A 21,940-nucleotide genomic window follows, 5' to 3' on the forward strand; every position below is an offset into this window, starting at 1 on the left:
ATGACGTCCAAGCGCTTCGCCCTGCTATGGCTCCTGGTCGCGACCCTGGTCGCCGGGCATAACGCCTGGCTCTGGTTCGTCCAGCGCGTCGTGCCCGATACGGACATCCTGGCGCTGCTGCCGGTGCAGGAGCGCGACCCGGTGCTGCAGCAGTCGTTCCAGCACATGGTCGACGCGGCCCAGCAGCGCGTGGTGGTGCTGGTGGGCGCGACCGACTGGGTCAAGGCGAAGCAGGCGGCCGATGCCTACCGCAAGGTGCTCGGGGAGCAGCCTTCGGTGCTGGCGGCCACGGCGCTGAACGACAAGACCCAGGATGACTGGCTGCAGCTGTTCCACCGGCACCGCAGCGTGCTGCTGACCGCGGCGCAGGAACGGCAGCTGCGCGAACAAAGCCCGCAAGCCTGGTCGGAAACTGCGCTGGGCGGCCTGTACGGCGCCTTCGGCGGCCCCAAGGTCGGCAGCTGGCAGGACGATCCATATGGCCTGTTTGCAGGATGGGTGCAGCAGCGCGCGCAGGAAACGCCGGTGCGCCCGCGCGACGGCCAGTTGTTCGTCGGCGACGGCAAGATGCAGTATGTGCTGCTGCCGCTGGAGCTGAAGCTGCCGGCGTTTTCGATCGCGGCACAGGAAACCGTACTGCCGCTGCTCGCGCGCGCCGCCGGCGCGGCGCGCGCGGCCGTGCCGGAAGCGGACCTGGTGCAGGCCGGGGTCATCCTGCACGCCGCCGCCGCCAGCGCGCAGGCGCAGCGCGAGATGCATACGATCGGCGCCGGCTCGCTGCTCGGCATCGTGCTGCTCACCTGGCTGGTGTTCCGCAGCGTGCGGCCGATTGTCATGGTGCTGCTGTCGATCAGCGTCGGCGTGCTGGGCGCCTTTTCCGCCTGCTGGCTGATATTCGGCCAGGTGCACCTGATGACGCTGGTGTTCGGCGCCAGCTTGATTGGGGTGGCGCAGGATTACGGCATCGACTTCCTGTGCAACCGCATGGAGGCCGATCCGGCGCTCGATTCGCGCGCCTTGCTGCGCCGCCTGCTGCCGGCGCTGGTGCTGACGCTGCTGGCCGCCGTGATCGGCTATGCCGGCCTGGCGTTCACGCCATTCCCCGGCTTGCGCGCGATGGCGGTCTTTTCGGCCCTCGGCCTGGCGTTTGCCTGGATGACGGTGATGGCCTGGTTCCCGCTGTGCGTGCCCGGCGGTGTGCTGCGCCAGGGGCCATTGGTGGCACCGTACGTGGGCCTGCTGGCGCATTGGCCGCGCTGGCCGTTCGTGCGCGCCGGCGCGGCGCCCAAGGCACGCCTGCTGTTTGGCGTGGCGTGTGCGGCAGCCTGTACTGCGATCGGCGCCGGGGTTGCCCGTCTGGCGCCGAATGACGACATCCGTCTGCTGCAGAACTCCCCGAAAGCGCTGCTGGAGAGCCAGTTGCGCCTGGGCCGCCTGCTCGATGCGGCGACGCCCGCCCAGTATTTCCTGGTGCGTGGCGCCAGCGAAGAGGAGGTGCTGCAGCGCGAAGAGGGGTTGAAGCAACAGCTCGACCCCTTGATCGCGGCCGGCGTGATCGGCGGCTACCAGGCCATGTCGAACTGGGTGCCGTCGGCCAGGACGCAGGCGGCGCGCCGCGCGCTGCTGCAAGCGAAGCTGTTTGGCGACGACGGCCCGCTGGCAGCGGTGGCCGGGCAGGTCGGCGAGGACCGGCACTGGATCGCCGCCACGCGCGCGCACGCCGTTGCCGGCGCCGCTCCGCTGGCGCTGGAAGCCTTCCTGTCCGCGCCGGCAAGCGAGCCGTGGCGCCATCTTTGGCTGGGCCGGCACGGCAAGGAATTCGCCAGCATCGTCGCCTTGCGCGGCATGCAGTACGGCGGCTTGCCGCGCTTGCAGCGCGCTGCCGACGGCCTGACGGGCGTGCAGTGGGTCGATAAGGTCGGCGAGATTTCCTCGGTTCTGGGGCGCTACCGTTCCATGATGGCCTGGGTGGTCGGCGCGGCCTATGCCGTGGTGTTCTTGCTGCTGCTGCCGCGCTACCGCGGCGGCGCATGGCGCGTGCTGGCGCCGACCGCGCTGGCAAGCGTGGCCACGCTGGCCATGTTTGGCTGGTTCGGCATGCCGCTGCAGCTGTTCCACGTACTGGCCTTGATGCTGCTGCTCGGCGTGGGCGTGGACTACGGCGTTTTCATGGCGGAGCGGGCCAGCCGCGGGCCGGTGGCGCCATGGCTGGCGGTGGGCATGTCGGCCGCCAACGCCATCCTGGGTTTCGGCCTGCTCGGATTGAGCGGTACGCCGGCCCTGCGCGCCTTCGGCCTGACGATGCTGCTTGGCACGGCGCTGGTTTGGCTGCTGGTGCCGTGTTTTGTGAACATTGAGGATGAAAAAAATGTGGAAGCGGCTTAAGGGGGGCGCCGCGCTTGCCGCGCTGCTGCTGGCGGCCTGTGCGACGACGACGGCGCCGCCCGCGGCGCGCCTGGGCCTGAAGCTGGCACCGGCCGCGCTGGGCGCGTCGCTCAGCGTGCAGCAGCACCTGCGGGTGGAGCGCAATGGCCGCAGCGATGAACTGGACGTGGCGCTGGAAGTCGAACCGGCGCACCTGGAGCTGGTCGGCCTGGCGCTGGGCCAGCGCGTGCTGTCCCTGAGCTATGACGGCCAGGAGCTGACGTCCTGGCGCCATGCCCTGCTGCCTGCGCAAGTGAAGGCGGAAGACGTGCTGGAAGACATGCAGCTGACGCTGTGGCCGGTGGACGCCGTGCGCGCCGCCTTGCCGGCCGGCTGGCAAGTGGAGGAGCAGGGCCTGCGCCGCACGCTTTCGCTGAACGGCGAGGCCGTTATGGTCATCCACTACAGCGGTACGCCACGCTGGAGCGGTAAGCTGGTGCTGGAAAACCTGCGCTACAACTATCGCCTGACGATTGAATCGGAGATGCAGTAATGGCCTTTTACCTCAACGATTGCGGCATCGTCTGCGCCATGGGCGACGGCAAGCAAGCTGTGCGCGCGGCGCTGTTGCGCGGCGCAAGCGGCGTGCAGCCGACCGAAGCCTGCTCGCCCGGGCGCGTGCTGCCATTAGGCCTTGCCGCCGGCGCCGTGCTGCCCTCGGTGGCGCACCTGCCGCTGGCCCAGCGCAGCCGCAACAACCAGTTCGCATTGGCGGCGCTGGCGCAGATCCGTCCGGCGGTCGACGCGGCCATCGCGCGTTACGGCGCGCATCGCGTCGGCGTGGTGATCGGCACCAGCACGTCCGGGGTTGGCGAGGCGGAAGCGGCGCTGGCGGCGCGCGCCGCCAGCGGCGCGCTGCCGGCCGGCTTCCACTACGGCCAGCAGGAAATGGGCGCCCCGGCACTGCTGCTGGCGCAGGAGCTGGGCATCAGCGGACCGGCCCTGGTGCATTCGAGCGCCTGCTCGTCGGGCGCCAAGGCCCTGGCCAGCGCCGCGCGCCTGATCGCCATGGGCGCCTGCGACGCGGTGGTGGCGGGCGGCGTGGATACCCTGTGCGCCTTCACCGTTGCCGGCTTCTCGGCGCTGGAGTCGGTCAGCGCCGTGCGCTGCAACCCGCTGAGCGCCAACCGCAACGGCATCAATATCGGCGAGGGTGCCGGCTTGTTCCTGATGAGCCGTCAAGCGGCGGCGGTGGCGCTGTGCGGCTGGGGCGAATCGTCGGACGGCCACCATATGTCGGCGCCCGATCCGGAAGGCGGCGGCGCGCGCCTGGCGATCGGCCAGGCCCTGCAGCGCGCCGGGATCACGCCGCAGCAGGTCGACTACATCAACCTGCACGGTACGGCCACGCAGCAGAACGATGCGATGGAAGCGCGGGTGGTGGCATCCCTGTTCGGCGCCGGCGTGCCGGTCAGTTCGACCAAGCCCTTCACCGGCCATGCGCTGGGCGCGGCGGCGGCGCTGGAAGCGGCCTTGTGCTGGTTGCTGATGCAGGACGATAATCCGGAGGGCTATCTGCCGCCCCATCTGTGGGACGGCGCGGCCGACCCGGCCCTGCCGCCATTGCAGGTGGCGGCGCCGGGCGCCAGGCTGGGACGCCCCTTGCGCTATGCCTTGAGCAATTCCTTTGCCTTCGGCGGTTCCAATGCCGCCCTGCTGCTGGGGAGGCTGGCATGACGCTGCCCGATATCCGCACGCTGGTGCCGCATGCCGGCGCCATGTGCCTGCTGGACCGCGTGCTCGCGGCCGACCAGGCCACCCTGAGCGCCGAAGTGGCGATCCACGGCGACAGCCTGTTTTACTCGCCATCGAGCGGCGGCGTGGGCAGCTGGGTCGGCATCGAATATATGGCGCAAGCCGTCGCGGCGCACGCCGGCTGGCTGGCGCGGCAGAATGGCGGGCAGGTCAAGGCCGGTTTCCTGCTTGGCTCGCGCCGCTACAGCACCGCCAGCGCGCTGTTTGCCGAGGGCCAGGTGCTGCATATCAGGGTCACGATGGAAATGCGCGCCGACAATGGTCTCGGCGCATACGAATGTTCAATTGCCGATGCCGGCAATCCAGGGCACAACCTGGCCAGCGCCACGCTGACCTTGTTCCAGCCCGATGATGTTAATGCGTTTTTGCGGGGAGTTTCAAATGAATAAGTCTGTCCTGGTAACGGGATCGTCGCGCGGTATCGGCAAGGCCGTTGCGCTGCGCCTGGCGCGCGACGGGTTTGATGTGGTGGTGCACTGCCGCAGCCAGCGCGCCGAAGCGGAGGCCGTGGCGCAGCAAATTGCCGCCATGGGCCGCGGTGCGCGCGTGCTGCAGTTCGACATCGGCGACCGCGCTGCCACGGCTGCCGCCATGGAGGCGGACATCGCCGAACACGGCTGCTACTACGGCGTGGTGTGCAATGCCGGCGTGGCGCGCGATAATGCCTTCCCGGCCATGAGCGGCGAGGACTGGGACATTGTCCTGCGCACCAACCTCGATGGCTTCTACAATGTGGTCAATCCGCTGGTGATGCCGATGGTGCAGCGCCGCAAGCCGGGGCGCATCGTGACCATGGCGTCGGTTTCCGGCCTGGTCGGCAACCGCGGCCAGGTCAATTACAGCGCGGCCAAGGCCGGCATCATCGGCGCCACCAAGGCGCTGGCGCTGGAACTGGCTAAGCGCAATATCACCGTCAACTGCGTGGCGCCTGGCCTGATCGATACCGACATGACCGAAGAACTGCCGCTGGACGAAGTCGTGAAGATGATTCCGGCGCGCCGCGTCGGCACTGCGGACGAAGTGGCCGCGGCCGTCAGCTTCCTGGTCGGCGAGGAAGCCGGCTATATCACCCGGCAGGTGATTTCCGTTAACGGGGGCCTGGCATGAATCACCGCGTCGTCGTCACCGGCATGGCCGGCATCAGCCCGCTTGGCAATGACTGGCAGGCCATTCGCGCCCGGCTGGGCGAATACCGCAACGCCATCATCCGCATGGCGGACTGGGAAGATTATGAAGGCCTGAACACGCGCCTGGGCGCGCCGGCGGCGCAGTTCGAACTGAGCCCGCGCTTCAACCGCAAGAGCATGCGCAGCATGGGCCGGGTGGCGCTGATGGCAACCCGCGCCACCGAAATGGCGCTGGAAGACGCCGGCCTGCTCGATTCGGAGCTGCTGAAAAGCGGCCGCATGGGCGTATCCTTCGGTTCCTCGGCCGGCACGCCGAGCGCGATCGGCGACTTCGGCCGCATGATGGAGGAGCGCAGCACGCGCGGCATCAACGCCACCACCTACATCAAGATGATGTCGCACACGGCGCCGGTCAATATCGGCGTGTTCTTCGGCGCCACCGGCCGCGTGATCACCACGTCCAGCGCCTGCACCTCGGGCAGCCAGGGCATCGGCTACGCCTACGAGGCGATCCGCAGCGGCAAGCAGACCGCCATGATCGCGGGCGGGGCCGAAGAACTGTGCGCCACCGAAGCCGCAGTATTCGACACTCTGTTCGCCACCAGCACCCGCAACGATGCGCCGCAGACCACCCCGCGCCCGTTCGACAAGGCGCGCGACGGCCTGGTGATCGGCGAAGGCGCGGGCTGCCTGATCCTGGAAGACCTGGAGCACGCGCAGGCGCGCGGGGCCCATATCTACGCTGAAATCGTCGGCTTCGGCACCAACAGCGACGGCTGCCACGTGACCCAGCCCAATTCGGCGACCATGGCGCAAGCCATGCGCCTGGCGCTGGACGATGCCGGCCTGCCGCCGTCGGCCATCGGTTATGTGAATGCACACGGCACGGCGACCCAGCACGGCGATATCGCCGAATCGCATGCCACGCATTCGATTTTCGGCAGCGCCATGCCGATCAGCTCGCTCAAGAGCTATATGGGCCATACTCTGGGCGCGTGCGGCGCCCTGGAAGCGTGGATCAGCATCCAGATGATGAACGAAGGCTGGTTCGCGCCGACCGCCAGCCTGACCGACATCGATCCGGAATGCGCACCGCTGGACTATATCGCCGGCGAAGGGCGCCTGATGCAGTGCGACTATGTCATGTCGAACAACTTCGCCTTCGGCGGAATCAATACCTCCCTGATTTTCAAGAAAGGAATCAAATGAAACTATCCCGACGTACCATTCTCCTGGGTGCCGGCCTGGCGGCCCTGGCCCTGACGCAAGGCTGCGCCACGCGCGTCAAGAGTTCCAACCTGGTGAACCCGCCGCCGGCCGAGGCATTCAAGAACTTCGGGCGCATTGAAGTGAAGCCGGCGGCGTTTGCGCCGGGCGTCAGCGGCAAGGAAAAAGGTGTGGAGCGCATCGAAGCGAACCTGAAAAAAGACCTGGCCGAGAAGCTGGTCGAATGGAACAGCGGCCCGGATAACGGCCGCACCCTGGTGGTGGAACCGCTGGTTGAGCAGCTGGAACTGACTTCCGGCGCCTCGCGCGTGATGTTCGGCCCGATGGCCGGCAGCTCGGGCGTGCTGCTGCGCCTGAATATCAGGGACAATACCGGCAAAGTGATCGCAACGCCGGAATTCTTCCAGCGCGCCGGCGCGTTCAGCGCCGGCCTGGCGGTGGGCGTGGCGGACGGTATGATGCTGACACGCGTGGCGAACCTGGCGTCCGGTTACCTGACCAGCAACTATGCAGTAGCCCATGGCGGCCCGACCGGTGCCGACAATAATGCAGTAAAGCGATAGTCCCTTAATCCAATAGGAGAAACAAGAATGAAAAAAACCTTCGCGGCGGTTGCCGCTGTTGCTGCCCTGATGTCCACCGTTGCCCCTGTTCAGGCGCGCGACAACAAACTGACTTTCCCGATCGCCGGCGCCATGTCTGAAAACGAGGCCAAGGGCCGCCTGGGTGACGACGTGCAGTTCTTCTTCGGCGACCAGAAGCCGGCCGGCAAGGTGCAGGAGACCCTGGGCAGCGACAAGACCAGCCAGAAGACCAACTCGGTCGGCAAATCGCCGCAGACCGCCTGCAACTGGGCCTTCCTGTCGGCCATGCTGCAGCTGAAGAAGCGTGCCAACGCCCTGGGTGCGGATGCCATCGTCAATATCCAGAGCAACTACAACAACCAGCCCCTGTCCTCGGCCACCGATTATGAATGCCACGACGGCGCCATCATGACCGGTGTCGCCCTGAAGGCTGATTTCGTCCGCCTGCAGAAGAAGAAGTAATCGCCATGCGGCCGCAAGCAACCCTCTGGCTGCTTGACCTGGCCGCTTGCGACGATGCGGCGCTGGCGCGCGGCCTGGAAAGCCTGGGCGCCAGCGTACAGCAGCGTTTCCGGCGCTTTCGCCGCGAAGAACGGCAACGGCAATTCCTTGCCGGCCGGCTGCTGCTGCGGCGGGCCCTGGCCGACGCCAGCGGCGCCGATGGCACGCAAATCCAATTCTTCGAACGTCCCGGCTTGCCGCCGTTGGCCAGCATGCCCGGAGCGCAGCCGTATTTCAGTATCTCCCATGCCGGCCGCTGGGTTGCCTGCGTGGTGAGCATGTCCGCTCCGCTGGGGCTGGACGTGGAACTGCAAAGCCGCCAGCGCGATTTCAGCGCCTTGGCCGAGCATAGTTTCGATGCCGCCACCGCCCAGCGCATTGCAGCGCTGCCGCCCACACAGCGCGCCCTGCCTTTTTACCGGGAATGGTGCCGGCTGGAGGCGGCATACAAGCTGGGCCAACCCGCGCAGTACTGGCAGTATCCCGCGCATGCGCAGCTGGCCATCGCCGTCGCCAGCAGCGTGGAGTTCGAACTGCACCTGCGGGCGGCATAAAAAAGCGGGCGGCCTGGTGTGGCCGCCCGTCAAGGGAGGTACTACTGCAGCGCAGGCATTATTTGCCGGCGACAGTCAGTTCGCTCTTCACTTCCTTCACTCCGGCCACGGCGGATGCCGCCTGGATCGCTCGGGTGCCGGTATCGGAGTCCGGCACCGAGCCGCTCAATACCACCACGCCGCCCTGGGCGGAGACCGAAATCTGCTTCTGCTCCGCGAGCGCCGACTTGACTTTGGCGATCAGGCTGGCGTCGTTGGTGGCAACGGCTGCACCGGCCATGGCGGCCTCCTGCTGCGCATGGGCGGACAGGGAGGCGAGGGTGAAAGCAGCGGCGGCGAACAGTCCTGCGATCAGTTTGGAATCCTTCATGGTCTATCTCTCCGTTTAAGTTGGCTAAGAACGCTGGTGCGTCAGCCCTCCTATTGCAAGGCCCGTGCCAGGTAGATAAATCAATGACTTAGCTGTGCGGTAGCACGCTGCTTGTCGCCGTGCGGCGACACCGTTCGCGCCGCGTCGCCTAAGCCCCTGATTTCACGGGCCTTACGCCTGTCGCTCCTCGGCGACAGGCTCGTTGCGGAACTGCGCAGCATTCAGTTCATGCTTTTGCAGCAGGCGATAGAACTCGGTGCGGTTGCGCTCCGCCAGGCGCGCGGCATCGGCCACATTGCCGTCGGTGAGCTTGAGCAGCTGGACCAGGTAATTGCGCTCGAAGCGCTGCTTGGCCTCCGTGTAGCTGAGCACTTCCAGTGTGGGGACGCGCAGCGCGCGCTGCACCAGCGACAGCGGCACCAGCGGCGCGGTGGCCAGGGCGCAGGCATGTTCAACCACGTTGTACAACTGGCGCACATTGCCGGGCCAGGCAGCGCGCGACAACGCTTCCAGGGCTTCGGGGGCGAAACCATTGACGGTCTTGCCGTATTTGGCCGCCAGCATCTGCAGGAAGCGCGTCGCCAGCAGGCCGATGTCTTCGCGCCGTTCGGCCAGCGGCGGCAGCGTCAATGTGATGACGTTCAGGCGGTAGTACAGGTCTTCGCGGAACTGGCCTTCCAGCATGGCCGCATCCAGGTCGCGGTGGGTGGCTGAGAGCACGCGCACGTTGACAGGGCGGCCGCTGTCGGAGCCCACCTGGCGCACGACGCGCTCCTGCAGCACGCGCAACAGCTTGACCTGCAAGAGCAGCGGCATATCGCCGATTTCGTCGAGGAAGAGGGTGCCGCCGTCGGCCGCCTGCAGCAGGCCTTCGCGGCTGGCGACGGCCCCGGTAAAGGCGCCTTTCACGTGGCCGAACAATTCGGACTCCAGCAGCTGTTCCGGGATGGCGCCGCAGTTGACGGCGATGAAGGGCGCGGCGGCGCGGCGGCTGGCGCGGTGGATGGCGCGCGCCAGCAATTCCTTGCCGGTGCCGCTTTCGCCCCGTATCAGCACGCTGGCGTCGGAGGCGGCCACCAGCCTGGCCTCGTGCAGTACTTCTTCCATGGCGCGGCTGCGGCTGATGATGTCGCTGCGCCAGGCGCCGTTGCCGGCGTCCGGCGCGGCTTCGGGGGCGGCCAGGCTCAGCGCCTGGCCGATGCGCTCCAGCAGCACGCGCGCGTCGAAGGGCTTGGTCAGGTAGGCGTAGGCGCCGAGCGAGGTGGCTTCCACCGCGTCGGGAATGGTGCCGTGGGCGGTGAGCAGGATGACCGGCAGCGAGGGGTGCTGGCTGCGGATCTGCTGGAACAGGGACATGCCGTCCCGCTCCGGCAGGCGTACGTCGCTGATCACCAGGGCGGGCAGGGCGATCGAGAGGCTGGCCAGGGCCGCTTCGGCGCTGCCCACCGCGGTCACCTGGTAGCCGTTGGCGCTCAGGCGCATCGACAGCAGGCGCAGGAGGTCGGCGTCGTCGTCGACCAGCAGGAGGCGGTGAGAGATGGGTGCATTCATTTACTGGCCCTCGCTGGCAGGCCGCGCTCGATTTCTTTCAGCGCTTCCAGGGTTTCGTTCAATTGCTCGTTCTTGCGCTGGTTGTCTTTGAGCTGGGCGCGCAGGCGGTCGCCCTCGTCGACCAGACGCCTGGTATCGGCGCATTGGGCGGAGAGCAGCTGCGCCAGTTGCCGCAGGCCTTGCGCCTCCGCTTCCTGCGCGCTGGCGACGACATCGAATTGCGCCTGAGCCCGGGCCAGGTCGCCACTGCCGCGCGTGAGCGCGAGCACCATGGCCGATTGCAGCAGGACCTTGGGCGATTTCTGCTGCAGCGACAAGCCGCTCAATTCCTTCAGCAGCTCGCCCTGCGTCATGCGCCGCAGCGACTGGTGGTAGGCCAGCAGCGGCCCCACGTCGTCATGCGGCGCAACCAGCAGCGTGAGCTGCGCCGGCGGCGGTGGCGGCGGCAAAGGCGGCAGCGGCGGTGCGACCGGGAGCTGGCGCTGCGCGCAGGCGACGAGCAGCAAGAGCAGCAGCAAGGGCAGGTTCTTAATAGTCATAGGGAAGTTCGATCCGGAAGTGGGCGCCGCTGGCGGCCGGCAACAGTTGCAGCGAGCCGCCGTGGGCGTTGACGTATTCGAGCACGATGGACAGGCCGACGCCGTTGCCGCGCCGGGCGCCCGGCGGTTGGCGCAGTCCCTGATAGAACGGTTCGAATATGTGGGCGGCATCCTCGGGCGCCACGCCGGGGCCCTGGTCGATGCAATCGATGGCAAGCGTACCGGCCTGCTCGCCAACGATGAAGCGCACGCTGCCGCCTTCTGGGCTATAGCGCACTGCATTCGACAGCAGATTGCTGGCAGCGATGGCCAGCTTGCCGGGATCGGCGGAAATGGGCGGGGCATTGCCTTCCACCGCGACGTCCAGCCGGCGAGCCTGCCACTGCAGGCGCTGCGCATCGACCGCATCGCGCAGCAGGGCGGCGATATCGGTGGGCTGGCGCTGCAGATGCTGGGCGGCGAAAGCTGCCGTGTTATAGCGCAGCAGGTCTTCGATCTGGTTTTGCAGCGAAGCCGTATTCTGGCGCAGGATGGCCGCCACTTCGCGCTGGTTGGGCGCCAGCGGGCCGACCACTTCGTCCTCCAGCAACGCCACGCCTTCCACCAGCGCCGCCAGCGGTGTTTTAAGTTCGTGCGAAATATGGCGCAGGAAGCGCGATTTGTCGGCCTCCAGGCTGGCCAGGCGCTGGCGCAGCCAGTCCAGCTGCTGGCCCAGGCGCCGCAGGTCGTTCGGGCCTTCCACGTCGATCGGATGGTCGTAGCGGTTGCCGCCCAGGCGGCCGATGGCGCTTTCGATCTGCGCCAGCGGGCGCGATAGCCACAGGCCGCAGCCGACCGCCAAGGCGGCGGCCAGGCTGATGGAGGCGAGCAGTTGGCCGGCCAGGACGCTGCGCCGGTGTTCCAATCCAAGCAGGATGCGCTGGTTGCGCTGGTCGACTTCGCGTTTGACTTCTTCCGCCAGTTCGTCGTTGATGGCGGGCAGCCCGGCCAGCGCCGCGTTCAGCATCTGCTGGCGTTGGGTGCGTTTGGCGCGCGGCGCCTGCAAGGCATTCCAGGCTTGCTCACCCTGCGCGCGCCAGGCGGCGAAACTGGCCTTGGGCACGGCGGGTAGGCCGGCCGACAAGGCCGACAGCGCATCTTCCCCATCGCGCCAGGCGGCTTCATAGCGGTCGCGGAAAGCCGGGTCGTCCAGGACGAGGAACTGGCGCGCGCTGCGCTCCATGGCGACGCTGCGTTCAGCCAGGCGCTGGGCGCTGGCGGTCAGCGCCACGGCATGCTGGCCGACTTCGCGGCTTTCCGCCGCCAGGCGGTCGAGCGTGAACAGGGCCTGGATCGAGGCGGCACTGAGAAGCAGGGCGATCAGCAGAAAAACGCCCAACAATAATTGTCGGAAGGAAAGCTTGATGAGCATAGGTCATGCGCCGGCACCACAAGGGGCACCACAAGGTTAACCGGCGCATGATAGGGGATTTCGCTTTACTGCCGCGCTCTATTGCTTACTCGTCGAGGCGCCAGGCATATTGCATGCGGGCCCACGATTCCTGCGCCACGCCGTCGATCGTGCCGGGCTTGAAGGCGCACATCGAGAGGCCTTGCAGGGCGGCGCGATCGAGGTCGCGATGGCCGCTGGTGCGTTCGACCTTGGCGCTGGCGATATGGCCGTCTTTGCCGACCAGGAAGGCCAGGGTCACCGTGCCTTCATCGCCATTGCGCAGGGCCGCCGCCGGGTAGGCCGGCTTGGCGCAGCTGGCGGCGTCGATGATTGCCGCGACATTCACCGGCGTATGGCGCGGAGCGACGACTTCGTTCTGCTCTGTGCCGCCGCCAAGCGTGCCAGGTTCGATGCGCCCGCGTGGTTCGTCGGGCGGCGCAATGGTGGTGATGGGCGGCTCGGCAGGAAAATCCAGCACGGGTACTTCGGGCGGAGTAATCACCGGCAGCTGCGCCTTCCGCGGTTCGGGCTTGTCGGTTGGCTCAGGTTTCGGTTGCTCTGGTTTTGGCGGCACCAGGATCAACGGACCTGGATCGGTATGGGTGATCAAGACCGTGGAATGTTTCAGCGCAATACCGGCTGCTACCAAATGCAAGACGGCAACGAAGGCCAGGCCAGAGTAGTTCTTGCGCGAGGTGTCGAAGTTCATGGTAGTGTTCCTTTCTTCTTCTGGGTAGGCTGAATTGCCAGTCCATGGCAAGATATTCTTCCATCGCATGGAAATATGCAAGCAATTTTTATTGCTAGGGGTAAGCGTGATATGCTTCCATCATCTGGAAATCGGGAATTCTATGAATAAGATCAAAGTGTTACTGGCAGACGATCATCCCATGGTGATGGGCGGTTTTGCGATGGCCTTGGCCGGATTTGGCGTGGACGTGGTGGGCCAGGTGCGGACGCCGACGGAAGCGGTGGAGGCCTACCAGACCCTGGTACCGGACGTTGCTATCCTCGATATACGCTTCGGCGAGCAATTGACCGGTCTGGACGCGGCCCGGCAGATCCTGGCGGCGAGCCCGCAAGCCCGCATCATCTTCCTGACCCAGTTCGACCAGGACGCCCTGGTCAAGGAGGCCTACCGGATCGGCGCGCGGGCCCTGGTCACCAAGGACTGCGATCCGGCCGAACTGGCTGCCGCCGTGCAGCGGGCCGCCCATGGCGAGCTGTATTTCATGCCATCGATCGCGGAACGCCTGGCCAGCCTCTCGGTGCTGGGAGAGCAATCCCCGCAAGCGCTGCTGGACGAGCGCTCGCTGGAAATCTTCAAGCTGATGGCGGAAGGCCTGACCAATGCCGAAATCGCCGAGCGTCTCGGCGTTTCCAGCAAGACGATCAGCAATTCCAGCCAGGCGATCAAGGACAAGCTTGGCGTCGAGCGGGCGGCCGACATCACCCGCCTGGCGGTGCGCCACGGCGTGCTGCAAGCCTGATGCGCGCGGCCAAACGCATCGGCACGCGCGGGCGGCTGCTGGCCATCACTTTGCTGCCGGTGCTGGCATTGTTTGTCACGCTTACCTGGTACAACTACCAGTCGCGCCAGTCGGAGGTGCAGGCCGAACTGGCCGAACGCGGCCAACTGCTGGCCAGCGCCCTGATCGCGAGCGGCGAAATCAGCCTGGTGCAAGGCCAGTTCGACGAACTGCGTGCGACCATCAATGGCATGCTGCAGACCGACCGCGCAATCCACCGCGTCACCTTGCTCGATGAAGCCCGCAAACCCCTGCTGGACGTGGTTGCGCGCGGCGATACCGTAGCCGAATCGCGTTATTACGAAGCGGCGATCCACAAGCGCCTGCTGTATGTGACCGGTGGCGGCAACCGCAACGTAGGCACCATGGGCTATGTGCAGGTGCGCATGTCGCCGACGGCCATGCTGCGCAAGGCGCGCGCGCGCTTCCAGCTCGAGCTGGGCGTGGCGTTTGCCGGCCTGATGGTGTGCGCCGCGCTCGCCTGGCAGATGACCAGCGGCTTCGCTTCTTCGCTGCAGGCGTCGATGCAGGCGGTGCGCGCGGCGGACGCGGAGAAGCGCCGCCTGCTGCAGCGCGTGACCACGGCCGTCGAGGATGAGCGCAAGGCCATTGCGCTGGAGATCCACGATGAACTCAATGCGACGCTGATCGCAATACGGCTCGAATCGCAGCAGATCGCGGCGTTGGCCGCGGACGATGCGCTTGCGCAGATCCGCGATAAGGCGCAAGCGATTACCCGGCTCGCGCTGGGCTTGTACAACAGCGGCCGTACGCTGGTGCGCCGCCTGCGGCCGGAAATGCTGGATATGCTCGGTCTGCAAGGAGCGGTGGAAGAAATGGTGCGCCAGGTCGGCAGCAGCCATCCCGCCTGCCATTTCTCGCTGCACACCGAAGGCGATTTCACCGGACTGAATGGGGATGCCGCAATCTCGGCCTACCGCATCGTGCAGGAAGCGTTGTCGAATATCGTCAAGCACGCGCGCGCCGGCAGTGCGAGTGTGGACATTGCGCGCCGCGGCGATGCTTTGCATATCACGGTGGCGGACGACGGCACCGGCTTCGATCCCGCGCGCACCGCGGCCGGCATCGGCCTGGCGGGTATGCGCGAACGGGTGCAAGGGCTGGGAGGAACGTTTGCGATGGATTGCGCGTCCGGCACGTGCATTGCCGTTACGCTACCGGTGGAGGCGTGGCGCGCGGGAATCTGACCCGCACCAGCAAGCCTTTGCCGCCTGCGCCCCGATCCAATTCGAGCGCGGCGCGGTGCAGGGCCGCGATGTCGCGCACGATGGCCAGCCCCAGGCCGGAACCGCCCGGATTCGCCTGCATGGTGGCGGCGGCGCGGTAGAAAGGCGAGAACACGCGTTCGCGGTCTTCCGGCGCGATGCCGGGACCGCTGTCCTCCACTTCCAGCACCACTTCCTCTTCACTTGGCAGCACGCGCAGCACCACGCTGCCGCCGCGCGGCGTGTAGTGCAGGGCGTTGTCGACCAGGTTGGATGCCAGTTCATGCAACAGCAAGGCCTGGCCATGGACCCAGGCTTCAGCGTCGCCTTCCAGTGAGAGGTCGATGCCGCGCCCCACGGCGGACAAGGCCAGCTCCAGCGCAACCTGCTGCACTGTCTCGCGCAGCGGCACCGGAAGCGGCTGGCCGCCATCGCTATGCTCGATACGCGCCAGCATCAGCAGGCGGTTGGCCAGGTGCACGGTGGAGTCGGTGGTGTCCGCCATGCTGGCAACGATGGTGCGAAGTTCTTCGGAAGAGGATGGAGAGCGTTCCAGCGCGCGCTGCGCCAGTTCGGCCTGGGTTTTGAGCACGGTCAGCGGGGTGCGCAACTGGTGCGATGCATCGGCGATGAAGCGGCGCTGGCTGGCGATCAGGCCTGCAATGCGCGTGGTGGAGGTATTCATCGCCTGCACCAGAGGCCTCACCTCCTTATGCACCAGGGCCGGATCGAGGTCGGACAGGTCGGATACATCGCGCGACTCGACTTCGTGCTTGAGCCGCATCAGGGGCCGCAGCACCAGTTTGACCGCGAACCAGATCAGCAAGCCCGCCAGCAGCACGACGGCGGCCTGCCATGCAATGGTGTCGAACAGGATCTTGCGCGTCAGGCCCTTGCGCGCGTCGAGCGTTTCGCCGACCTGGATCAGCGCGATGCCGCGCATATTGTCGTCATACACCGGCTGCAGCAGGGCCGCGATGCGGATCGGCTGGCCGTTGTAATTAGCGTGGTAGAAGCGCACCAGGGCGGGGTAGTTTTCCGAGCGCGGCACATTGGCCGGCACCGCAGGCAGGTCGTCGTAGCCTGAAACCGTTTCGCCGCTGATGCCGGTGACCTTGTAGTAGATGCGGCCCAGCGTATCGGTTTCAAAGCTGTCCAGCGCAACGTAGGGCACGTCGGCGACTACCTTGCCGCCTTCCACCGACACCCGTTCGGCCAGGGCGCGCGTGGATGCCAGCAGCGAACGGTCGTAGGCCATGTCCGCCGCGTCCACCGCGTTGTAGTAGACGGAAACCGTATTGATAATTTCCAGCACCACCAGCGGCAGCAGCAGCCAGCGCAGCAATTGGCCGCGCAGGCTGCCCATGGCAAGCATGGCTTTCATCCAGCCTTCGCTTCGGCCGGCTGCAGGAGGTAGCCGATGCCGCGCAGGGTGGTGATGGCCGCGGCGCCGGGCTCCTTGCGGTCAAGCTTCTTGCGCACGCGATGGATGTACAGCTCGATGGCGTCCAGATTGGCATCGTCGGCCAGCGAGAATACCTGGCCGAACAGTTTTTCCTTGGCCACCGGTTTGCCGCCCTTTGTAATCAGCGATTCCAGCACGGCGTGCTCGCGCGGCGTCAGTTGCAGGTTTTCGCCGAAGTAGGAAAACATGCGGCTGACCGTGTCGAAGCGCAGCTCCCCGCATTCGTATACCAGCGACTCGTTGCCGGCGCTGCGGCGCAGCAGTGCTTTGACGCGCGCTTCCAGCTCCAGCAGTTCGAAAGGCTTGGCGAGGTAGTCGTCGGCGCCCAGATTCAGGCCCTGCACACGGTCTTCCAGTCCGCCGCGCGCGGTGAGGATCAGCACCGGCGTCTTGCCGCCGCGGGCACGCAGGCGCTTGAGCACTTCCAGGCCGTCCATGCGGGGCAGGGTCAGGTCCAGGATCACCAGCGCGTAGTCCTGGGTCAGCAGCAGGGAGTCGGCATCGGCGCCGTTATCGGCGCATTCGACGGAAAGGTTGGCGTCACGCAGGGCTTTGGAAAGCCAGTGTTGCAATTCGGTGTGGTCTTCCACTAACAGTATTCGCATGGCATTTGCCTGAAAGGCGTTTGAAAGGTTGGCGATTTTATAGTTGAACCGTGCCAGAGCGAGGCATGACGTAAATAACTATAAACCGAGGAGACTGATTGTGAAAAGAACTTCGATGGCGGCGGCCATCGTGATGCTGCTGGCCGCCTATAGCAATGCGAACGCCCAATCCAATGCACAGGTATATGGCCTGCTGGATGTCGGCGTCGACATTTCTTCCGATTCCAAACCGGGCGGCGGCAGCATGTCCCACGTCAGTTCCGGCGGCATGAATACATCGCGCTGGGGCATCAAGGGTTTCGAAGACCTGGGCGGAGGCCTGAAAGCCGTGTACCAGCTGGAAGGCGGCATATTGATGGATACCGGCGCGCAGGACGGCAACCTGTTCAAGCGCCAGGCCAATGTGGGCCTGGAAGGCCGCTTCGGCCGCGTCGTCCTGGGGCGCTCCTTCACCAGCGTGTACGACACTGTGATCCGCTTCGACCCGATGGGCTTTGCGCCTTACTACTCCTGGGCCACCGGCGGCAGCGCCACCTTGCCAAACAAATACGGCATGACCACCGGATTCGATAACCTGATCAAATACTCGGGCGAGAGCGGCGACTGGAAATACGGTTTCAGCTACGGCCTCGGCGAGCAGCAGGGCGGCAGTTCGGCCGACAGCGCGAAATACGCCGGTGCGGTCAGCTACCAGTCCGAATCGCTGGGCGGCATGTTCACGGTGGAGCGGATCAACGGCAATACGGTCGCCGCCACCGGTAACCGCGACGAAACGACGGCCTTCCATTTCGGCGGCTATTACGCCACCGGCGACGTCAAATTCTGGCTCGGCGGACGCACTTATAAGCAGGTGGCCGGCAAGGCAGCGCTGGCTGATATAAAAGGCAACACCTTATGGGCCGGCGTGGCGTACAAGCTGCAGCCGGAAGTGACGCTGACCGGCGCCGTGTACCACATCGATGTGCGTAACGTTGCGGCGGGCAAGGATGCCGACCCGACGATGTACGTGGTGCGCTACCGCTACGCGGCCTCCAAGCGTACCGACCTGTATGCGACTGTCGCTTACACGAAAGCCAGGAACGGCCAGCTGGTCGGCCTGTCGCGCGATGACGCGGCTTTCGGCGACAGCCAGCATGGCGTAATGGTTGGCATGCAGCACCGCTTCTGATAATAATGAAGCCATGAAGATCCTGCCCATCATCTTCGCCACTGTCCTGCTGCTTGCGGGGCAGGCGCAGGCTGCGGAATGCATCGTCCCGTCCAAGCCGGGCGGCGCGATGGACCTGACGTGCAAGCTGGCCCAGAAGGGACTGGCGACGGTGCCGGGCAGCCCATCCATGAAGCTGGTCTACCGTCCGGGCGGGATCGGCGCCGTCGCGTGGCACTCGCTGGTGTCGCAGCGGCGCGCCGAGCCGAACACCCTGGTGGCGTTTTCCGGCGGTTCCTTGCTGAATCTCGCGCAGGGCAAGTTCGGCAAGGCCAAGGCGGAGGACGTACGCTGGGTGGCGGCGCTGGGGGCCGACTACGGCATGATCGCCGTGCGCGCCGATTCGCCCTACAAGTCCCTGGCCGACCTGGTGGCGGCGCTCAAGCGCGATCCTGCCAAGGTGCTGATCGGCGTCAGCGGCACTATCGGCAGCCAGGACTGGCTGAAGGTGGCGATGCTGGTGCGCCTGGCAGGCCTGGATCCTAAAGTGCTGCGCTTCGTGGCGCTGGAAGGCGGCGGTGAATCCTTCACGGCGATGCAGGCCAACTTTGTGCAGGTGGTGTCGGGCGATGCGTCCGAGGCCAGCCTGGCGGCCGCCGACGGCAAGATCCGCGTGCTGGCTGTGATGTCCGAGCAGCGCCTGCCGGGCGCGCTGGCCGCCGTGCCGACGGCGCGCGAGCAGGGCTACGACCTTGTCTGGCCGGTGATCCGCGGTGTGTGGATGGGCCCCCAGGTCGCCGACGCCGACTACCAGCACTGGGTCAGCACTTTCGAGCGCCTGATGGCCACGTCCGAATTCGCCAAGCTGCGAGCGGAGGCGGGACTTTACCCCTTTAGCCTGACCGGTCAGGCACTCAACCAGTACGTGCATAAAGCCGTGGACGACTACGGCAAACGCGCCAGCCAGCTAGGCCTGGTGCGCTGAAACATCCCTCAAAAACCTAGGAGACACAAATGATCAAGACGACCCTGGTGGCCGCCGCTGCCGGCCTGTTCGCGTGCAACGCATTCGCGCAAGCGCCTGCCGGTTATCCCGCCGATTACCCGAAGGTGATCGAGGCGGCAAAGAAAGAGGGCAAGCTGGTGGTGTACGGTGCCACCGACAGCAAGGCGGCGCAGCCGCTGATCCGCGACTTCAATGCCCTGTACCCCGGCATTACCGTCGAATACAACGACATGAATTCGACCGAAGTGTACAACCGCTTCATCTCCGAGATGGCGGCCGGCGGCAATACGGCCGACGTGATGTGGTCTTCCGCGATGGACCTGCAGATGCGCCTGGCCTCCGACGGCTATGCGCTCAAGTACAAGTCGGTGGAAGCTTCGAAGATTCCGGGCTGGGCAATCTGGGATGACCAGGCCTACGGCACCACGTTCGAGCCGGCCGCCATCGTCTACAACAAGCGCCTGGTCGACGCCAAGGAAGTACCGCAGACGCACGCCGATTTCGTGAAGCTGATTCAGCAGCCGAAATTCAAGGACAAGGTCACCACCTACGACATCGAAAAATCCGGCGTCGGCTTCATGTTCATGACCCAGGATGCCAAGGAGTACGCAAAGTTCGCGGAATTGCAAGACGCCTTCGGCGAAGCCAAGGTGCGCGTGCAATCCTCGACCGGCACCATGATGGAGCGCATTTCGTCGGGCGAAAACCTGATTGGCTACAACGTGCTGGGTTCCTACGCCCTGGTGCGCGCCAAGAGCGATCCGTCGATCGGCGTGCAGCTGCCAAAGGACTACACGCTGGTGATGTCGCGCGTCATGTTCATCAACAAGGGCGCGAAGAACGTCAACGCAGCGAAGCTGTGGCTGGACTACTCCCTGTCGCACCGCGGCCAGACTATTATCGCCAACGAATCGAAACTGTATGCGATCCGCGCCGATGTGAGTGGGGAAACCACCTCGTCCGACCTGGTCAAACAGATCGGCCAGGACAAGATCAAGCCGGTGCCTGTCCACCCGATCCTGCTGCAGTTCCTCGGCCCGCAGAAACGCATGGCCTTCCTGAAGCAGTGGAAAGAAACCGCCGGCAAGAAATAAGGAGCCGCAAATGACTACCGCGACTTTGCAGGGGACGGGCCGCATGGGCTTCAACTGGCCGCGCTGGGTGGTGGCAACGCTGACTTGCCTTGCCATCTTCCTGCCGCTGTTCCTGATCTTTTACCAGAGCTTCCTGTCGGCGCCGTTCTTCATGCCCGCCAAGGAAGTGGGGCTGGACGCCTTCCGTTTCATTTTCGACGACCCTGACTTTGCCATCGCATTCAAAAACGGCATGCTGCTGGCAGCCGGCCTGGCGGCAATCGCCGTTCCGCTGGGCGGCATGCTGGCCTTCCTGATGGTGCGCACCGACCTGCCGGGGCGCGGCTGGATCGCCCCGCTGCTGCTGGTGCCGATCTTCGTCTCGCCGATGGTGATGGGCTTCGGCTACGTGGTGTCAATGGGGCCGGTGGGCTTTTATTCGACCTGGGTGAAAGACCTGGTCGGCTTCATTCCCTGGAATGTGTACTCTTTTAGCAGCATTGTGGTGATCGCCGGCCTGACCCACGTGCCGCACGTCTATCTGTATGCGTCGTCCGCGCTGAAAAGCCTCGGCTCGGACGTGGAGGAGGCGGCGCGGGTGGCTGGCGCCTCGCCGCTGCAGGTGATGTTCAATGTGTCGCTGCCGATGATCATGCCGGCGCTGGCGTATGCGGGCGTACTGGTGTTCTTCCTTGGCTTCGAAGTCTTCGGCCTGGTGCTGGTGCTGGGCGACCCGGAAGGCCACCTGGTGCTGCCGACCTACCTGTACAAGCTGACCAACAAGCTGGGCACCCCGTCCTATCACCTGATGGCCGCGGTGGCGGTGTGCCTGGTGGCGGTGACGATGCCGCTGGTGATGCTGCAGCGCTGGCTGCTCAAGTCGGCCAGCAAATACGTGTCGATCAAAGGCAAGGGCGCGCGCAGCAAGGCGCTTCCGCTGGGGCGCTGGAAATGGCTGGCGTTCGCGGTGCTGGGGGCATGGCTGCTGCTCACGGTGGTCATGCCGATTTCCGGCATTGCGCTGCGCTCCTTCGTGCAATACTGGGGCGAGGGCGTCAAGCTGGCGGACGTACTGACGCTGCAGCACTTCCGCGACATCTTCGAACAGCCTGCGCTGATCCGCGGCATCGTCAACACGGTGCTGATCGGCGTGATCGGCGGCGGCCTGGCGATCTTCTGCTACAGCTTTATCGCGCTAGCCATGCACCGCAAACCGGATCTGCTGACCCGCATCCTGGACTACAGCGTGCTGGTGCCGCGCGCTATTCCGGGCCTGCTGGCGGGCCTGGCATTCCTGTGGGTGTTCCTGTTTGTGCCAAGCTGGCTGGATGGCATGCTCAAAGGCTCCGGCAGCGGCCTGGCGTTGTGGCTACAGGAAAACGCGATCCCGGCGCTGCGCAGCCTGCGCACCACCATCTTCGCGGTGTGGCTGGCTTACTCCGTGGTGTGGATGGCGTACGGCATGCGCCTGATTTCCACCGCCTTGCTGCAAGTCGGCCCGGAGCTGGAGGAGGCCGCCCGCGCGGTGGGCGCCCGGCGTGGCCAGGTAACGCGCGACGTGACCCTGCCGCTGATCAAGTACGGCCTGCTGGGGGCATGGCTGATGATTTTCCTGATCTTCGAACGCGAATATTCGACCGGCGTGTACCTGCTTTCGCCGGGCACGGAAGTGATCGGCGCGCTGATCGTGTCGCTGTGGGCGGGCGGTTCGACCGACCTGGTGGCGGCACTGTCCTTTATCAATATCACCCTGGTCGGCATCGGCCTGGGCATTGCCTTGCGCTTCGGCGTCAAGCTGCATAACTGAGACCACGATCATGAAACG

The 21,940-nt window shown here is 65.7% G+C and carries 22 protein-coding genes; 15 read left to right on the top strand and 7 right to left on the bottom strand.

What is annotated here, in order from left to right; translation table 11 throughout:
• The 9 genes from H597_RS0127585 to H597_RS0127625 are packed head-to-tail and all read left to right on the top strand — an operon-like array spanning position 1 to position 8,172.
• Positions 1-2,385, top strand: a complete 2,385-nt coding sequence (locus H597_RS0127585) for an MMPL family transporter (RefSeq protein WP_028104968.1) — start codon at positions 1-3, stop codon at positions 2,383-2,385.
• The gene (locus tag H597_RS0127590; protein ID WP_371850750.1) at positions 2,369-2,917 is read left to right on the top strand and encodes a DUF3261 domain-containing protein; all 549 of its coding nucleotides are present in this window, start codon (positions 2,369-2,371) and stop codon (positions 2,915-2,917) included. The genes H597_RS0127585 and H597_RS0127590 overlap by 17 nt, the downstream gene beginning before the upstream one ends.
• Positions 2,917-4,101, top strand: coding sequence for a beta-ketoacyl-ACP synthase (locus H597_RS0127595; protein WP_028104970.1), 1,185 nt, complete (start codon positions 2,917-2,919; stop codon positions 4,099-4,101). Before H597_RS0127590 ends, H597_RS0127595 begins: the two co-directional genes overlap by 1 nt.
• Positions 4,098-4,568: a hotdog family protein gene (locus H597_RS0127600; RefSeq protein WP_028104971.1), complete on the top strand. Its 471-nt coding sequence runs from the start codon at positions 4,098-4,100 to the stop codon at positions 4,566-4,568. The genes H597_RS0127595 and H597_RS0127600 overlap by 4 nt, the downstream gene beginning before the upstream one ends.
• On the top strand, positions 4,561-5,286 hold the full coding sequence (fabG, locus tag H597_RS0127605) for a 3-oxoacyl-ACP reductase FabG (RefSeq protein ID WP_028104972.1): 726 nt from the start codon (positions 4,561-4,563) through the stop codon (positions 5,284-5,286). The genes H597_RS0127600 and fabG overlap by 8 nt, the downstream gene beginning before the upstream one ends.
• Positions 5,283-6,515, top strand: coding sequence for a beta-ketoacyl-ACP synthase (locus tag H597_RS0127610; RefSeq protein ID WP_028104973.1), 1,233 nt, complete (start codon positions 5,283-5,285; stop codon positions 6,513-6,515). Before fabG ends, H597_RS0127610 begins: the two co-directional genes overlap by 4 nt.
• Positions 6,512-7,096, top strand: a complete 585-nt coding sequence (locus H597_RS0127615; protein ID WP_028104974.1) for a hypothetical protein — start codon at positions 6,512-6,514, stop codon at positions 7,094-7,096. The genes H597_RS0127610 and H597_RS0127615 overlap by 4 nt, the downstream gene beginning before the upstream one ends.
• A 27-nt stretch (positions 7,097-7,123) precedes the next feature.
• Complete coding sequence (locus H597_RS0127620; RefSeq protein ID WP_028104975.1) at positions 7,124-7,579, top strand: excinuclease ATPase subunit; 456 nt, start codon at positions 7,124-7,126, stop codon at positions 7,577-7,579.
• A 5-nt stretch (positions 7,580-7,584) separates the two neighbouring features.
• The gene (locus H597_RS0127625; protein WP_035375373.1) at positions 7,585-8,172 is read left to right on the top strand and encodes a 4'-phosphopantetheinyl transferase family protein; all 588 of its coding nucleotides are present in this window, start codon (positions 7,585-7,587) and stop codon (positions 8,170-8,172) included.
• A gap of 58 nt (positions 8,173-8,230) precedes the next feature.
• On the opposite strand, the gene H597_RS0127630 is transcribed toward H597_RS0127625, so the two are convergent.
• The 5 genes from H597_RS0127630 to H597_RS36065 all read right to left on the bottom strand — a co-directional run bounded on the left by H597_RS0127630 (position 8,231) and on the right by H597_RS36065 (position 12,773).
• Positions 8,231-8,542: a BON domain-containing protein gene (locus H597_RS0127630; protein ID WP_028104977.1), complete on the bottom strand. Its 312-nt coding sequence runs from the start codon at positions 8,540-8,542 to the stop codon at positions 8,231-8,233.
• A 171-nt stretch (positions 8,543-8,713) separates the two neighbouring features.
• Positions 8,714-10,093 (bottom strand): sigma 54-interacting transcriptional regulator, encoded by a 1,380-nt coding sequence (locus H597_RS0127635; RefSeq protein WP_028104978.1) that lies wholly within the window; start codon positions 10,091-10,093, stop codon positions 8,714-8,716.
• Positions 10,090-10,632 (bottom strand): hypothetical protein, encoded by a 543-nt coding sequence (locus tag H597_RS0127640; protein WP_028104979.1) that lies wholly within the window; start codon positions 10,630-10,632, stop codon positions 10,090-10,092. The genes H597_RS0127635 and H597_RS0127640 overlap by 4 nt, the downstream gene beginning before the upstream one ends.
• The gene (locus H597_RS0127645; protein WP_028104980.1) at positions 10,622-12,043 is read right to left on the bottom strand and encodes a sensor histidine kinase; all 1,422 of its coding nucleotides are present in this window, start codon (positions 12,041-12,043) and stop codon (positions 10,622-10,624) included. Before H597_RS0127645 ends, H597_RS0127640 begins: the two co-directional genes overlap by 11 nt.
• A gap of 85 nt (positions 12,044-12,128) precedes the next feature.
• Positions 12,129-12,773: an energy transducer TonB gene (locus tag H597_RS36065; RefSeq protein WP_161630651.1), complete on the bottom strand. Its 645-nt coding sequence runs from the start codon at positions 12,771-12,773 to the stop codon at positions 12,129-12,131.
• A 142-nt stretch (positions 12,774-12,915) separates the two neighbouring features.
• Here H597_RS36065 and H597_RS0127655 point away from each other — a divergent pair, with 142 nt between their 5' ends.
• Together H597_RS0127655 and H597_RS0127660 are read left to right on the top strand one after the other, a co-directional pair.
• Positions 12,916-13,554, top strand: a complete 639-nt coding sequence (locus H597_RS0127655; protein WP_028104982.1) for a response regulator transcription factor — start codon at positions 12,916-12,918, stop codon at positions 13,552-13,554.
• Complete coding sequence (locus H597_RS0127660; RefSeq protein WP_028104983.1) at positions 13,554-14,801, top strand: ATP-binding protein; 1,248 nt, start codon at positions 13,554-13,556, stop codon at positions 14,799-14,801. Before H597_RS0127655 ends, H597_RS0127660 begins: the two co-directional genes overlap by 1 nt.
• On the opposite strand, the gene H597_RS0127665 is transcribed toward H597_RS0127660, so the two are convergent.
• A complete protein-coding gene (locus tag H597_RS0127665) occupies positions 14,764-16,203 on the bottom strand; it encodes a sensor histidine kinase (RefSeq protein WP_028104984.1) in 1,440 nt (479 codons plus the stop codon). The genes H597_RS0127660 and H597_RS0127665 overlap by 38 nt on opposite strands.
• A complete protein-coding gene (locus H597_RS0127670) occupies positions 16,200-16,889 on the bottom strand; it encodes a response regulator (RefSeq protein WP_028104985.1) in 690 nt (229 codons plus the stop codon). The genes H597_RS0127665 and H597_RS0127670 overlap by 4 nt, the downstream gene beginning before the upstream one ends.
• A gap of 100 nt (positions 16,890-16,989) precedes the next feature.
• Between H597_RS0127670 and H597_RS0127675 the strand changes: the two genes are divergently transcribed.
• From H597_RS0127675 to H597_RS0127690, 4 genes are read left to right on the top strand one after another with little or no spacing between them, the layout of a single operon-like run.
• Entirely contained in the window at positions 16,990-18,057 is a 1,068-nt protein-coding gene (locus tag H597_RS0127675; protein WP_028104986.1) for a porin, read from the top strand.
• 13 nt (positions 18,058-18,070) lie between these two features.
• Positions 18,071-19,021: a Bug family tripartite tricarboxylate transporter substrate binding protein gene (locus H597_RS0127680; protein ID WP_028104987.1), complete on the top strand. Its 951-nt coding sequence runs from the start codon at positions 18,071-18,073 to the stop codon at positions 19,019-19,021.
• 29 nt (positions 19,022-19,050) lie between these two features.
• Positions 19,051-20,136, top strand: a complete 1,086-nt coding sequence (locus H597_RS0127685) for an ABC transporter substrate-binding protein (RefSeq protein WP_028104988.1) — start codon at positions 19,051-19,053, stop codon at positions 20,134-20,136.
• Positions 20,137-20,146: 10 nt separating this feature from the next.
• Positions 20,147-21,922, top strand: a complete 1,776-nt coding sequence (locus H597_RS0127690; RefSeq protein ID WP_035375375.1) for an ABC transporter permease — start codon at positions 20,147-20,149, stop codon at positions 21,920-21,922.
• Positions 21,923-21,940 lie beyond the last annotated feature (18 nt).

This window comes from Pseudoduganella violaceinigra DSM 15887, assembly GCF_000425385.1.
Taxonomy (GTDB): domain Bacteria; phylum Pseudomonadota; class Gammaproteobacteria; order Burkholderiales; family Burkholderiaceae_D; genus Rugamonas; species Rugamonas violaceinigra.